The sequence below is a fragment of the Companilactobacillus ginsenosidimutans genome (genome assembly GCF_001050475.1).
GTDB lineage: Bacteria > Bacillota > Bacilli > Lactobacillales > Lactobacillaceae > Companilactobacillus > Companilactobacillus ginsenosidimutans.
Window position 1 is genome coordinate 1,633,349 of the sequence record NZ_CP012034.1, and the last position, 15,919, is coordinate 1,649,267.

General features: G+C 37.2%; 13 protein-coding genes. 1 reads left to right on the plus strand and 12 read right to left on the minus strand.

Features of this window, described 5'->3' with window-relative positions; all coding sequences use genetic code 11:
* Positions 1-87: 87 nt before the first annotated feature.
* From ABM34_RS08360 to ABM34_RS08420, 12 genes are all read right to left on the minus strand, one after another.
* Complete coding sequence (locus ABM34_RS08360; protein ID WP_048704933.1) at positions 88-720, minus strand: NUDIX hydrolase; 633 nt, start codon at positions 718-720, stop codon at positions 88-90.
* 64 nt (positions 721-784) lie between these two features.
* The gene (locus ABM34_RS08365; protein ID WP_048704936.1) at positions 785-1,246 is read right to left on the minus strand and encodes a hypothetical protein; all 462 of its coding nucleotides are present in this window, start codon (positions 1,244-1,246) and stop codon (positions 785-787) included.
* 128 nt (positions 1,247-1,374) lie between these two features.
* Complete coding sequence (locus tag ABM34_RS08370) at positions 1,375-2,409, minus strand: hypothetical protein (protein ID WP_048704938.1); 1,035 nt, start codon at positions 2,407-2,409, stop codon at positions 1,375-1,377.
* A 522-nt stretch (positions 2,410-2,931) separates the two neighbouring features.
* Positions 2,932-3,867, minus strand: a complete 936-nt coding sequence (locus tag ABM34_RS08375) for an Abi family protein (RefSeq protein ID WP_048704940.1) — start codon at positions 3,865-3,867, stop codon at positions 2,932-2,934.
* A gap of 222 nt (positions 3,868-4,089) precedes the next feature.
* Positions 4,090-5,478 (minus strand): Na+/H+ antiporter NhaC, encoded by a 1,389-nt coding sequence (gene nhaC, locus ABM34_RS08380; protein WP_048704943.1) that lies wholly within the window; start codon positions 5,476-5,478, stop codon positions 4,090-4,092.
* 313 nt (positions 5,479-5,791) lie between these two features.
* Positions 5,792-6,445: an amino acid ABC transporter permease gene (locus ABM34_RS08385; RefSeq protein ID WP_048704945.1), complete on the minus strand. Its 654-nt coding sequence runs from the start codon at positions 6,443-6,445 to the stop codon at positions 5,792-5,794.
* 15 nt (positions 6,446-6,460) lie between these two features.
* Positions 6,461-7,099: an amino acid ABC transporter permease gene (locus tag ABM34_RS08390; RefSeq protein ID WP_048704947.1), complete on the minus strand. Its 639-nt coding sequence runs from the start codon at positions 7,097-7,099 to the stop codon at positions 6,461-6,463.
* Positions 7,099-7,923, minus strand: a complete 825-nt coding sequence (locus tag ABM34_RS08395) for a glutamate ABC transporter substrate-binding protein (RefSeq protein ID WP_048704949.1) — start codon at positions 7,921-7,923, stop codon at positions 7,099-7,101. The genes ABM34_RS08390 and ABM34_RS08395 overlap by 1 nt, the downstream gene beginning before the upstream one ends.
* Before the next feature lie 14 nt (positions 7,924-7,937).
* On the minus strand, positions 7,938-8,675 hold the full coding sequence (locus ABM34_RS08400; protein ID WP_048704951.1) for an amino acid ABC transporter ATP-binding protein: 738 nt from the start codon (positions 8,673-8,675) through the stop codon (positions 7,938-7,940).
* A 558-nt stretch (positions 8,676-9,233) separates the two neighbouring features.
* Positions 9,234-11,150 carry a hypothetical protein gene (locus ABM34_RS08410; protein ID WP_048704955.1) on the minus strand — a complete coding sequence of 639 codons (1,917 nt, stop codon included), beginning with the start codon at positions 11,148-11,150 and terminating at the stop codon, positions 9,234-9,236.
* A gap of 225 nt (positions 11,151-11,375) precedes the next feature.
* Positions 11,376-13,157: an FtsX-like permease family protein gene (locus tag ABM34_RS08415; RefSeq protein ID WP_048704957.1), complete on the minus strand. Its 1,782-nt coding sequence runs from the start codon at positions 13,155-13,157 to the stop codon at positions 11,376-11,378.
* A gap of 13 nt (positions 13,158-13,170) precedes the next feature.
* On the minus strand, positions 13,171-13,923 hold the full coding sequence (locus ABM34_RS08420) for an ABC transporter ATP-binding protein (protein WP_048704958.1): 753 nt from the start codon (positions 13,921-13,923) through the stop codon (positions 13,171-13,173).
* A gap of 233 nt (positions 13,924-14,156) precedes the next feature.
* On the opposite strand from ABM34_RS08420, the gene ABM34_RS08425 reads away from it, so the two are divergent.
* Positions 14,157-15,599 carry an APC family permease gene (locus tag ABM34_RS08425; protein ID WP_048704960.1) on the plus strand — a complete coding sequence of 481 codons (1,443 nt, stop codon included), beginning with the start codon at positions 14,157-14,159 and terminating at the stop codon, positions 15,597-15,599.
* Positions 15,600-15,919 lie beyond the last annotated feature (320 nt).

The window sequence follows — 15,919 nt, forward strand, 5'->3', positions numbered from 1 at the left end:
AATTTGACGATATTATCATTTTATATATCATTTGCTTGCTATAATATAATAAAAAGCCTCAGGCTATAGGTCTAAGGCTAAATTATTCTAGTCAAAAATTGTTTGCCAATTTGAATTTTCATGAGAATTGAAAGCCATCTCAATATCTTCTGGTAAGTTACGGTTCAAAGAAAGTTTCAACTTTAAAGCATCTTCTAATGAAAAGTATTTGGCATCACTGGTTTCGGAGTTATCAACCGCATCCAAATGATCATTATCCGGTACACATTCAATAAAGTGCTTGTAAATATAGCTCAGGTTCTTCTGTTCGTACGCATGTTTCTGAATATCGCGAACAGCAATCAAACGTTTGGGAGTGACGTGGATATTTGCCTCCTCGCGAATTTCTTTAATTGCTATTTCACTTGCGGAGTATCCAATATCAGCCCAGCCACCAGGAATTGACCAAGTATCACTCATTTTTTCATGAACCATGAGCAATTCGCTTTTTTGGTTAAAGGTAATAGCACGAACGTCAACTTTTGGTGTCACATATCCATTATCTGAATCAAAAAACACATCAATTTGTTTCTCATTTCCATTAGTCAGCTGCAGAGTTAATTTTTTGGAGATGTCCTTCAACTGCTCATAACGCTCTTTGTCAAAAACGTCTTTGGTATAGTGCAAACCAGATTGAGATATAGCTTCTAGTTGCATAATAAGTAACTTGAGATTATCCATTGGGTGTCTCCTATGATTTAATTTATACAATAAAAGCCTTAGTTTAAACTAGGGCTTTTTCTATCTAATATTCACCTTTGATAACAAAGAATGAGCCACGAATCGTACCAGCCAATTTCGATTTTTGGTGCGCAAATTTGAACTTGCCTTCAAACTCTTTGGGAACTTCCATTCCATCTGAAAGTTTGAATCCAACAGCTCTTTTTCCACCGTCTTCGACCGCGTACATAATGTTTACAGCCAGTCCGTTTTCGTAAAAGACATAGGCAAACTTAATACCATCTTCCTCAAAGTGAGTAACTTCTAGTGGCTTATACGGAAATTTCATATCACGTTCTGACAAGATTTTCTCAATCCCAGGAAGTGTCTCTGGATCTTCTTCCGGCGTGTATGTAACAAATTCATGCTTAAATTTATTCCAGTAATAACGAGCTTCATTGGCACGCAACCCCGCCAAAGACTCGGAAACCGGTGAGCTTTCTAAACCTACGGTTGATACATCTTTAAAATCCACTTTATATGACATAGCTTTTCCTCGATATTAAATTATTGAACTAATCATAGCACTAACAAAAAATCCCTCAACTACAAAATTGAGGGATTTTATTTATCTATTATTTATTTTCGGATACTGAGGAGGATACGAAAAATAAATTAACCATTGTAAATAACATCATTAGCGTTTACATATTCGTTAGTCGAAACACGATAGAATGTGTCACCAGTGTTGTTATTAATTCTAACAATATCTGTGAACCAGTCTGTATTTGGTGCTAATGAACGGCTTTGTAGTTGGCCAACTTGGTCATAAAGTGATGTTAAATCCTTAGTAGTTACAGTACTGTTGATTTCGTTGTTTGTGTAGTTAGCATTTGAAACAACGGGAGTACTTGTTTCTTCATCAGCATTGTCTGGATCAGGAATCAAATCACTCTTACCAGTAACTAAACCATAAGCACCACCGACAGCGTTATCAACTAAGTCTAATGGTTGAAGAACCTTCATAACGCCTGAAGCCAAAGGTCCAACTAGTGGAATTTGACCAACTCCATCGATAACTTTGTTTTGAATGTTTTTAACGAAGTTTCCACCTTTGTTAGTAGTTGATTTAATCAAACCAGTAGCACCGGCAACAACGTTTCCAATGATTGGAGTTTGCTCAGCATTCTTGATTATAGTATCAACAGAATCAACATCAGTTGTTGGGTTTGATGTGCCAGCAGGTGCTGTTGTTGTGTCATATGCATTAGTTGCAGAAGCTTCAACATTAGAATCAGCAGTTGCAGTTGCTTGTGTATTAGCAACTGTAGCGGAGTCCGATTCAGCAACGGCGGCTGTTGGTGCAGTTGCAGCTGTTCCGGCAGTTGCAGCTGTTCCAGCTGTTGGTGCAGTAGCGGCTGTTCCGGCAGTTGCGGCAGTTCCTGCTGTGGCGTTTGTAGTTGCAGCGGCATCGTCAGTAGTTGCAGAAGTTGTATCTGTAGTAGCTGGTGTTAATTCAGCAGCTGGAATAACAACTTGTGAAGCATCTGCAGTTGTAGCAGTAGCATCTGTAGCAGCAACTTGGGCAGTAGCAGGTGTAGTGTCTGTGTCAGTAGTAGCGGCATCAGCGTTACCTTGAACAGCAGCAACACCTGTTAAAGTCATAGCAATAGCAAATGTTGATGATAATAGAACTTTCTTATATGTCATAAAAAATCCCCTTTTCCCTAATTAAAATTGCTTGCAGCTCTGTCTTATGAATAGTTTGCTGACAGCGCTAACAAATTAAATTAATTATACAACATTTTAAAGGAAAAAGATTAAGGATTTTTTAAAAAGCATAAATATTTTGGTTTATAAAATAAAAATTTATCCGTTGATTTTTGGGTAAAAAAAAGACCACTTGGTTGTGTGGCCTTTAGGATGGTTATGTTTCGTGGTGATGAGGAGCTTGAGAGAAATGTTATTGAAGGAAGGGAAATATATTTATTTCTAAAAATTAGAATAGTTAAGTGCTGGTTCGATGGATGCCAAATTCCCCTCCGCTGTTTGCTCCTGGGAATTTGCTTTGCTATCGATTCATTGGGTAACCGTTCTATTTTTATAGTGGAAACGAGTTCCGGAAGCCAAATGCCTCCGCTTAGCTACGAGCATCGATGGATGCACAAACCGCATCAATCGCTCCTCTAGGCTATGCTCAGCATTTTAACGGCTTCCTCCACTCTCTTTTCTTTATTTTCGAAAAACATCATAAAAAGCATCCATGCTCTTAAATCCCAATTTCTCGATTGACCCATCTATATCACGGGTAATACTAGTAAACGATCGTTTTATATTATCGAAACGATACTTGGGGTTAATTGCGTACATCATGTGGACTACTATTACGATGACTAGTGCAATTTTATTTGTGTAACTGACATTACCGTTTATATTCTTAAACCACAAATATTCTTTGTAATCTTTTGGTGCTACTGCGTTTTGTGACAGTGATATATCTAGCACGTTTGAATTGTGGCAACATATATTTCTTACGAAGTTTAAACATTCTAACCATGAAACTAATTCTTCTCTTGAACAATCAAAGTAATCCGTGAAATATTTAATGTTTTCGTCTGACATTACTCTTATCAAACTGGATGTTGTTTCAAAGGTTAGTAAGTTTGTCATTAACCAGACTGTTGGAAAATTATCGGCGTTTAAATTTTCTCGGTAATCTAGATCCAATATATTGGAATTATATGCTTGTCTAAGTAATGATTTTTTAAAATAAAACTGTTTTTCCTCTAGTGAATACGCTGATATCTTCTTATCTGCCCACTTCGAAAAATCTAGGTGTCCGAATGGACCATATTTATCACCTAAAACGTGTGATATCAAGCTATTCATTGAAACTTCAATATCCTCTATCGCATGTAACAAGTTGATTCTTAAATTCTTATCCTGATAATATCTCTTAACTACAAAGTCAAATGACAGTCCATCGTAATCGGGGGTGTTATATCCGTCCCGATAGGCAAATGGATAGGCAAATTGCTTCAATGTATAATATCCAATCGCCTCGATTGCATTTATATTTTTGTCTCGCATTTCGGGATCTAGGTTCATCCCTCGTTCAGCGAATAAGTTTAGCTGATCTTCATACGAGAGTTGCTTAGGGCTATTCATCTCTACACCTTCTATCTATTTTTTACCGTACTAAAAGTAACACGTTTTAATTGTAAGAGGTAACAATCAATTTGTGAATTGTGTCATTTTTTACTGTATATTATTTCTTTATTACATCTCTATTCTGTACTTTTTATATATTTATTGACAACTATTTATCAAAAATAACTTATTGTATTTTGATATAAGGAAAATTCAATTTTTTAATAAAAAAGAAGCCGCTTAAATACTGGCTTCTTTGGCTGAATTTAATTTTTTCAAACCTATTCCGGTAAATCCACTTAGGATTGATAAGATTGGTGACAATAGACTGAAGAAACAGAATGGCAAGAATTCAATTGTCGAAACTCCTAATGTATTGGCCGCAAACGCTCCGGCAACTCCCCAAGGTATCAAGTAATTAATAACTGTTCCCCCGTCTTCTAGGACACGACTAAGGGCTAAATTATCTAATCCACGCTTGGTATATGTTTCTTTGAATGCTTTTCCTGGCAAGATAACTGATAAATATTGTTCACCGACGAAAATATTTACACCGATTCCTGAAAGAATTGTGGCTGTCACTACTGACCCTGGTGACTTGAGACGCTTGGCTAAGGGCTCGATGGCGGTTTGAATAATGTCGTATTTCATCAATAACCCACCTAATGACAAAGTTAGAAAGATCAACGATATTGTTCCCATCATTGAACTAATTCCTCCACGTGTCAGTAAGGCATCAACATTGGCGTTCCCTGTTTTTGAGACGAATCCATCTTGAATGAATCCCGCAATCTTTTGAACTGTCATCCCTGGAACTTGGACGAAAATCATCACGATTGCGACTGTTACGTTGAGTAATAAGGTTGCGATAGCTGGAACTCGCATTATTGCACAGACGAATAATAATATAATCGGTAAAACAGCCCACCAAGAAACCGCAAAGTGCGTGTTTAATGTATTAAGAGTTGGTTGAATGTTAGTTAGCTTGGCGCCTGCTTCATTTAATCCTAAAATCCAGTACAAAATAAAAGAAATTACAAAGGCTGGAATTGTGGTCCACATCAAATTTTTAATATGAGCAAATAAATCTGAATCAGCTATGGCTGCTGCCAAATTTGTAGAATCTGACAACGGTGACGTCTTATCTCCGAAGATAGCACCAGAAATAATTGCTCCAGCAACGAGGGCCGGGTTCACTCCCATGGTTGTTCCCATTCCGAACAAGGCGATTCCGATTGTGGAAACGATGGTGAACGCTGATCCGATTGATGTTCCGATTAGCGCACATACTAGGAAAACTGAGGGCACAAACCACTGTGCAGAAATTAGGTGGAATCCGGCGACCATCATTGATGGAATAACTCCAGCGGCTATCCAAGTTCCAATTAGGGCTCCGATTAGGATGAAAATAAAAATTGGCACGATACCATTTTTTACTCCATCCATTATTCCGTCATGGATTGAATCCCAACTCTTGTGGCGGATTTTTGCCCAGAGGACTACTAGCGCAATCACTGCTAAGACTGGTGTTTGTGGTGATAATCCGAAGCCGATTACCCCTGTTCCTAGGACAATCAACATAACGATTAATATTAAAATTGATTCTCGAAAACTTATTTTTTTCTCCATAATATTTCTCCAAATAAAAAATCGTCCCCGCTGCAACAATTGCAACAGGGACGATTGACGTAACCGTGGTACCACCCAGCTTAAGGTCACAAATAGACCTTCACTCGTGAGTGTTAACGGTACTCTTCCGCTTGGAAAACCAAGTCATATCTGGTATTTCATCCTAAACACCCTGACCGGTTCGCATCAACCACCGGCTTTCTTACACTAAAGTGCAGGATTACTCAATACAGAGAGCGGTTTAACTATATGTTGAATTGCTCGTTTAATGACTAGAATCATAACAAGTATTTTGATACTCGTCAAACTAAACTTAAGCTAGTCGTCTGTCGATTAGTTTTGAAACTATTGATAATGCATAACATACAATGAAGTACAAAACTGCTAGAGCTAAGTACATTGGAACGATAAAGTTAGCATTTTGCCCATAGATAACTTGCGCATGTTGCATTAATTCTGGAACAACGATGATTGTTGCCAAAGATGTATCCTTGATCAATGAAATCAATTGACTAACTAAGGCTGGAATCATCTTTTTATATGCTTGTGGTAAGACAACATGCCACATTGCTTGTGGATAACGCATTCCCATGGCACGTGCAGCTTCCATTTGTCCGGGATCAACAGCCAAAATACCTGAACGGATGATTTCTGCGACCATCATTGATTCAAAGACTGACATCGCAAGGATGGCGGCTGGAATGGTATCTGGTTTAAACCCGAAGGCTGGTAGTCCAAAGTAAACGAAGAAGATAATCAAAAGTAGTGGCAAGTTACGGATAATATCAATAATGACACCAACTATTTTTGACAACCAAGGAATTTTTGTATATCTAATAATTCCCAAAATAGAACCGATAATCAAACTGAAAACAACGGAAATAATTGAAATTTCTACAGTGACCCAGAGTCCTTGGAGAAGGAATCGTAGGTTTACTGCTGAATAAGCATCAATCCAATTTTGCATAATTCATTCTCCCCTCTATGCCAATTTTCTTTCTAGATGCTGCATGTAGTAACTGATTGGCAATGTAATGATCAAATAAAATAGACCAACTACCAAGTAGGTATTAACAGTATCGAAAGTTTGTGATGCAATAGCATTTCCTTGATACATCAAGTCAAATCCAGCAACAAAGGCTAGGACTGATGAATTCTTTACTAAGTTAACGAATTGGTTACCTAGTGGTGGAATTACCATTTTGAAAGCTTGTGGCAACACGACATAGCGCATGGCTTGCGTATATTTCATACCCATGGCACGTGATGCCTCCATTTGTCCAGGATCAACTGAAATAATACCTGAACGAACAGTTTCAGCAATAAATGCTGATGTATAAATTGTTAGACCGATTGTACCGGCTGTAAATCCATTGATTTTAACGAAGTACAAAGGAATAACTAAGTAGAAAAACATTGTGATAACTAGTAATGGAATATTACGGAAAATTTCAACGTAGATATTTCCAATTACACGTAAAAATTTAACTGGTACTACTTCAAGAATGGCAAACAACGATCCGATAACTAGACTGAAGAACAATGCCACAACAGATGAAAGAATTGTCCAGCCAAATCCAGTTAGGAAGTTTTGCCAGTTATTTGTAAATGCTGTAATCATTAGCGTAGCACCTCCCTATAATTGAATCCTGGAACATTACCGAACCATTTCTTAATCAATCTATTATATGTACCGTCTTCTTCAACTTCTTTAATTGCTTTGTTCAAAGCATGTCTGAATTCTGGCTGGTCTTTATTGATACCAATACCATATGGTTCAGTGGTGAAGGCTTTACCTTGAACTTTGTAACCAGGATTTTCAACTGCCATACCAGCTAAAATAACGTTATCAGTTGTTAAAGCATCCCCTTGTCCTGACTTCAAAGCAACTAATGCCTGTGCATAATCTTGAAGTTGTAAAACACGTGCTTTTGGAGCATATTTTTTAACATTCTCAACTGAGTTGGAACCAACAACACCAATGATTGTACGTCCATTCAGATCTTGAACTTTCTTAATTGGTGAATCATCTTTAACTAAAATAGCTTGTCCAGCATCGAAATATGAATTGGAAAAGTTAATTACCTTTTGACGTTCAGGTGTGATGGTCATTGTGGCCATAATTGCATCGATATTACCGTTCTTCAATAAAGGAATACGTGATTGCGAAGTAACAGTAACGAACTTGGCTTTACCATTCTTACCGAGAATTTTCTTAGTAAGAGCCCGAGCCATATCGATTTCGAAACCTTTTTCCTGGCCGTCTTTAACATCGACCAATCCCATCAATTTTGTATCTGCCTTAACACCCCAACTAATAGTGTTAGCATCTTTTGCGTTTTGCAAAACATTTTGTTGTGAGAGTGGCTTAGAACCACAGCCCGCTAGCACTAATGCGACGAGTAAAGACATGACAAGCATTGCAGCATATTTAAATTTTTTCATGCGCTACTCCCCTCCTAGTGCTTAATAATTTTACTCAAGAATTGTCTAGCACGTTCATTTGTAGGGTGATCGAAGAATACGTCTGTCTTATCATCTTCCAAAATTTGGCCGTCAGCCATGAAAATAACACGGTTGGCAACTTCCTGAGCGAAGCCCATTTCGTGAGTAACAATCAAAGATGTCATATCACTTTGGCTAGTAACATACTTGATAACACCCAAAACATCATCAATCATTTCAGGATCAAGCGCACTAGTTGGTTCATCGAACAACATACAACGAGGCTTCATAGCTAGTGATCTAGCAATTGCCACACGTTGAGCTTGTCCACCGGAAATTTGTGAAGGCATATTGTGAGCCTTATCAGCCAAACCAACACGGTCAAGCAAAGCCATAGCGGCTTTCTTGTTTTCCTCTTCATTCATTTTCAAAACGATTCTTGGCGCAATCATAACGTTTTCAAGCACATCTTTATTAGCGTATAAATTAAAATGTTGGAAAACCATCCCCACATCAGTACGGATACGATTAATATCAGTACTCTTGTCAGCAATATCACGACCATTAACAATAAGCTGACCCTCTTGAATTCTTTCAAGACCATTAACACTACGAGCCAAAGTACTTTTACCAGAACCAGAAGGTCCGATCAAAACAACAGTTTCCCCTTTATCAATCTCCAAGTTAATGTCCTTCAAAGCATGAAACTTACCGTAATACTTTTGCACATCGCGGAATTCAATCATTGACATAGATACTTCTCCCTTCGTTTATAAGAGCGTTGTTAAACCCGGGTAACTTTTGAGCATTAACATAGAAATCGACAACCCCCAAACCCAGTAATCCACACTCCAACTAAAAATGACTATTAAAGAAATTTTAATGTTTTTAATCCAATTTAGCAATCAAAATAATTTTCGACCTACACTTAAATTTCAATTGAATCAAATAAACAAGTCAATGATACCGCTGGTAAGGCAATTCGAAAATGAATTTTCAAAAAAACTAAAAATATTTTTAACATTTTGTGTAAGCGATTACATTCTAATATTAAAAAAAGAACGTCCGAAGACGTACTTACAACCATTTTTGAAAACAACGAGTAAGTTGACCCAACTACCTCCGCTTAAATAAGGAGATGCTCAATTGTTACGTGGCTAATTTACTTTCTATTATTTTGTTGAGGGGTGAACATCCCCAGTGATTTTAGTCAGGGGTCTACCAACAACTACATAAGACATTAGTCCCAATATATAAGCACACAAAAACATCCCTCCAGGTCAATTAGAGGGATGTTTTTTTAGTATCTATTATTTAGTCACATGTTCGTGATGTACGAATTCGTTGGTGGAAACACGGAAATGTTTAATTTCATCGGATCCGAGATATGCAATCCTGTCGTACTTCCATTTGGTGTCGTTTGCTAGGAAACGGTTAGATTGTTCTAAATTGCTGCTGAACATCTTTGTTTCGTTGTGCTCAGTTGTACTAACGATTCCATTTGAATACTTGTATCTGTACACATCAGAAGCCTTAGCCCATTCATTTGTTGAAACACGGTAATACACTTCATTTTCAAACTTTAATGTTTTGTCAGCTTTCCAATCAGAAAACTTGGATAGTGAACGCAATGGGGATGCCACTAACTTATTATCCGACAATTCATATAGCTTCACCGTGTTATTCATAGTTCCGATAAACCCATCAAATTCGTTTTGTTCGATTGGCTCTGGATCTGGTTTAGGCGTTTCAATCTTTGAATAAACGACCTTTTCATCAGTCGTAATAGTTCCATTGCCATTTACTTTTGCCTTTATAGTTGTCTTATCTGGTGTATATCCATCAACCTTGGGTACATCAACAGTAATAGTTGTTCCAATCTCTCCAAAAACATCCTTAATAACTTTATCTCCCAAGTTAGTTGATATTGTTAAATCATTTACGGTGTGCGAGTCAGACTTTAAATACAATTTTGATTCATAGGTTCCACCGGAAAATCCATCAGACAATGCCATGTAACGGAATTTCTCACCGGCACCAGACATTGCTACATAAGCCCACAATAGTGAAGTGGAAGACTTCAATGGATTAGTTCCATCATTGAAAGATTCATTTAAAAGAGAATTTTTTATATTTGTGAGAGCTTCTGCATTTTCAAACAAAGGTTTGTCGAACGAATAATTAGGATTCTTTGTTCTGATAACTGATTTCTCAGTATCAACAGAAAGGTCTTTAACTTCATCCAACTGTTTAGCAGCAAACTCTGACTGGCCATTAGGATAATATTTATTAACCTCTACATCTTTAGTTACTCGGTGTAATTGACGACCATTTAAGTAATAAGTCACGTCAACTGTTGCTGGCTTGGCCTTTTTAAGATAAACATTGAAAACAGCATCTTCGGGATTCTTGTTTTTCCAATCAAATCTGCCGTATAAATAATCGAATGTTAACAAGCTACCATCCGAATTAGGTTTGTCGTAATCTAAATAGTTTAAATAACCTGGATGAGGAGTTTCTAATACCTTATGCAACGGATTAAACTGAAAGCCTTCCTCAACAGGTACTTGAACAGTCTTAGTAGCAATCTTCTCTTTAGTATCTTCCAAGAAGTAATTTACTTGAATTGAAGAATATTGAAGGTGATATACAACATATCCGTCTTGCATCAAATTGTCTTTATTATCGTAGATATCAATCGTATTAGTTGAGTCGTTATATTTAAACTTTGGAAAGCGAACTGTCCCTACATTGCCGTTATTGTCTGTTGAATTCTTTTGTGGAAGATATGTTGAAACACCTTCCCAAGAAGTCGAAACGTTTACACCAGCTGGAACAACCGAGTAGCCCTTAGTACTATCCAACAAACTGGATACGAACCTACCATCAATTTTGAAACGGTCATAACCAAGTATCTTACCATCAGTGTTTCGCTTAACCGGCACCAAAATTAAAGTGTCTCCATTAATTTTATCTTTATCAATTGGTTTTCCGATAATAACTTCATTATCCGCAAGGGGGTGATCGATTGGTAATGGGTAATTGCCACGGTCTTTATTATTTCCATTATTATCTTCGTCAAACATTGATGAATTGCGACCTAAATCATTCTTGCTAATACTTGATACATCATCCACATCTAATGCTTTAACTTCTGTAATTGAGTTTGCTGGAACAATAAATCCTGACAGAATCAATCCAGTCAAAAGAATAGCTTTCGATTTCATTAAAAATCTCCTCTTTATCTCTCGCCATGAGAGTTGCTTGTTAAGAGTATAACAAGCAGAAAGAGTGTTGTAGAGCCTTATATCGCAATATATTGACAAACAATTTTCAAGACAAAAGGAACATATATGTGATTACTTAGTGAATAAATAAACGTTTTTCTAGTCATTAATATTGAAATATGTTTCTGAAAAACGACGGCAGCAAACCGACAGGAAAGAACTAATTTACTTCAATACAATCTTCTTATACAAGTACCTCGTGACGAAATAGTACAGGAAGTACAAGACTAAGAAGATGGCAAATGGTATTTCAATCCCAACGTATGGGTGTGGCAATAGTCCTTTAAACATTTGAACACCAACTAATACGTGGACAATTCCAATCACTCCAGGAACTGCGAACAACACGGCAATTTCTTTGTTGATAGATTTACGTAAAGTTCTTTGTCTAGTACCAATCTTGTAGAGCATGTTGTAACGTTTTACGTCTCCTGCTGCTCCAGATAAAATCTTGAACATTAGACAACTAGCTAACATGGCTAGAAAAGCAATTCCCAGGAAGAATCCCATGAATTCGAGTCCAGAGTAGAATCCGTTGATGACAGTGTAGGCCGAATACTTATCAGTCTGCATTTGTACCAGCTTTGGGAAACGTTTCTGTTGAATTTTAGAGATGGCTTTCATTTCGGCAAAATTTTTCTTGAATGAATCTGTTTTAACAAATGTCACTTTGTTAGTTTTCGCTGAAATCTGATCGAATTTCTCGTTGCTAACAGCTTTGACTGGTGCTTGATCTTCACCGGTAGCTGATAATGACTGCAGGTCAAAGCTAGCTTTTTCAACATTTGAAGTTGTTTCTGTTTTTGAATCCATAACATTACCATTGAAAACCTTAATTTTCAGTGGCTGATCATTAAAGGCAGACTGTTTAACATAAATTCCATCTTTAGCATTTTTATAATCATATTCGTAGATAGATTTATCATTAATCTTGTCCAATTGAGCATTCTCTTTGTCACCAATATTGATGATTGAAGTGTCATACCAATGTTGGCCGTTCACAGTAGTATCAATTTGGCCACGGAAACCCAATCCAACCGTAATTGCACCAAGTGCCAAAGCAAACATAATTGAGACAACTGAAAGAATTCTTGTATAGTCACCAATTCTGAAATTCAATTGTGACAAGGTGAAATTGTTCAACCCTTTTTGAGAAAATGATTTCTTGCGCTTAAGCGCATTAATAATTGTGGTTGTTAATGAATTGATAATGAAATATGTTCCCAGAACAATTGTGATTAGAGCCACTACGACACCAATCATAATGAATCCGGGATTCTTTCCCATATAAATCATGCTGAAGTATCCGACTGCTAATAAAATTATTCCAATGACTGATTGAGCCGCAGTCCAAACAGTGTTGCGTTTAATTTTAGTTGGTTGACTGTCTTTTTGAAGCAGTGTTAAAACTTTTGTCATGCGAAGTGTAATTGAATTTCTGATTGCTGAAATAATGAAAATTAAAGCGAAGAATGCAATTGTTACTAGTAGTGCTGGCATGTAAAAGCTATTAAAGTGAGAAATTTGCATGCCCATATTTTTAACTAAGATATCGCCAACGAATCCGGTTGCTAAAATTCCAATTAAGATACCAATTGCTGATGCGATAGCGCCAATAGCGAATGTTTCCACAAAAATCATCTTAGAAATTTTGCTACTTTTGGCACCAAGCATCATAAACATTCCATATTCCTTCTGACGCATGCTCAAAAGGAATTTATTTGCGTAATTTATATAGACGACAGTAATTATTGCTAAAAGTACAGCACCCACTCCAAAGATAAAGACTGTCGCCGCGGCTGGTGAATTAGAATTTAAAAATTGTTTGTTCATGGCTAAGGTCATAAACATATAGAAGATGGCTGCGGCAATCATCAAGCCAGAAAACAAGACACTGTAATCTCTTAGACGATGTCGAATACCACCTAAAGCTAACTTGTTTAACATCAGTTTTCCCCCCTTATTCTGCGAATGTTCCTAATGAATCAAGAATTTCTTGGTAGAAAATGCCTCGTGAATTCTGTTCGTTTTTCAATTCTTGACCAATTTCACCATCTTTAATGAACAAGATTCGGTCACAGAAACTGGCTGAGAATGGATCGTGGGTTACTAATAAGATAGAAACATTATCTTCATGGTTAATTTTTGTCATAGTGTCCATCAAAGCGCGGGCACTTTTTGAATCCAAGGCACCTGTTGGTTCATCACCAAAAATGATATTGGGCTTATGAACCAAAGCTCGAGCGGCAGCGACACGTTGTTTTTGACCACCTGATAATTCTGTTGGGTAGTGATTCAAAATTTCTGTTAAACCTAATTTTTCAGAAATGCTCATTACTGCTGGTTTAATTTCTTTTACAGGTTTATTTTGTAATGCCAGTGGTAGTGCAATGTTTTCGTATGCTGTTAGATTTTCTAGCAAGTTGAAATCTTGGAAGATAAATCCAATTTTGTTGGCACGAAAATCTGCCATTTCATTAGTATTAAGTTTGGTAATATCTTCTCCAGCAATTTTTACTTCCCCACTAGTTGGAGTATCTAATGTAGATAAAATATTTAGAAGAGTAGTTTTACCTGATCCAGACGCTCCCATAATACCAACGAACTCACCTGGTTGAACTTCAAAGTTTACATCTGATAAAGCTTTAAATTGTTTCTCATTTGCCTTACCGTATATTTTTTCGACGTTTTTAACATCAACTATTTTTGTCATTTGTATATCCCTCCATCTGATATATCTATCTTATGAAAAATAGTGGGAATAGTCGTTGGATTCATATTACAAGAACTTACACTTTTGTAAGCCAACCTCACTTAGCAATAATTTGATATTGTTTTATATTCAAATTCAATTGATTTATCAGTAAAAAAGTTGAACAATCTAATATATACTATTAAGGTTGTAAAAATTTTTGTATATAGGGGTGTTTCGCTTTGGGGGAAAAAATGCCAGAACTTGACTCTAAAAAGTCATACATTAGCTGGCCTGTCATAGCTTTGATGGACTTTGTTACCGTAATTGGTTTTGATGATATTATTTATAACTTTCAAAACCAAGGTCTCGGTATCGTTACTACTTGGATTTTAATGCTATTTTTATTCGTTGTTCCTTATGAAATGATGGTTGGACATATGGGTTCAGTCTTCAGTCACGAGGGTGGCGGTATGTCATCATGGGTTCGTGGTACTAGTGGAAATGTCTGGGGATACATTTGTGCCTGGACTTACTGGGTTTCAGGACTTCCATATATCGTCGATGTTGCCAACTCAATGTTAATTTCATTCGGTTGGTTGATTCACGGAAACAATACGATGTCGAATACGATGAGTAATAGTATGTTTGCGTTATTAACAGCCGCAATCTTCACATTATTCATTTTCATTCAACATCATTTAAAGAACTCACTTCAATGGTTAGGAATCATTGGTGGTGGTGCAATGTTCATCGTTACTGTTTTGTATGTAATTATGACTGTAGTTTACCTTGGACAAGGAAACGCACCGCACACTCAACCTTTCACGCTAAAATCATTTATTCCTAAATTTGATTTGCACTACTTATCAACTTTCGGATTAGTAATTTTTGCCATGAATGGCTCTGAATTTGCTGCACCATACGTTACGGAAATGAAAAATGGTAAACGTGATTTTCCAAAAGCTATGTGGATGTTAGCAATTATGACCGGATTCTTGACAGTCTTAGGATCATTCTCATTGGGTGTGTTTTTCAACGCCCATCACTTGCCTAATGACTTGAAAATGAATGGTTCATACTACGCCTTCCAAGCCATGGGAAATGACTTTGGAATGGGTCGATTCTTCCTATATGTATTCGCAATTACGCAAGCTATCTACATGATGGCCCAACTTGCGGTGCTAATTGATGCCGGAACGCGTATGTTCTTGTCTGACACGGCAAAATCTTATTTGCCTAAGGGTCTAACTAAGACGGATAAACGTGGTTTGCCTATCAATGGATATTGGCTCACTACCGGTATTTGTACAGTTATTATGGTGCTTAGTGCTACTTTGCCAAATATGAATTCAATCTTTAATCAACTGTTGAATTTGAATGGTATTGTTTCGCCTTACACTACTTGTTTCTTATTTAGTTCATTCATTATTGTTCGTTTGAAACCTAAGAAGTTCCCTTCTGATTTCACTTATATTAAGAATCAGAAGTGGGCTGTTATTGTTGGTGCTTGGTGTTTCTTGATCACTTTTGGTGCTGCTACTCTTGGGATTTTGCCTGTTGATGAGGCTTATGGTACTGGTACTTGGTATCATGTTTTGGCGCTCAATATTATTGAACCGTTATTGATGATTGCTGTCGGGGTTATCTTACCGTTGATAGCTCGAGCAGAACGCCGCAAAGACAACCTCGCTTAGTTTTGTTGGGAGGTTCACTTTCGCCCTGCGGTCAGGTTCCTGGGGGCCGTGGTCGCTGTGAACACGAATTCGAGCTTTTCCAAGTTCGGGAAAATCTCGAATCTCGGTTTTTATGTAAGCCTGCCCTTTGGCAGGCAAACATAAATCTCACGGCTTGGGCCCCCAGGAACCTGACCTCCGGGCTTGTACTCCAATAAAACTTACTTGGTTGTGGGTTTTTGCTTGCTCCTCCGCGTAATTCCTACGATAAGATTGGACAGACTGTAATACTGTTTTCGTCTGATCGTTAGTCTGCACAGATCGATATTTTGAATTGTAAA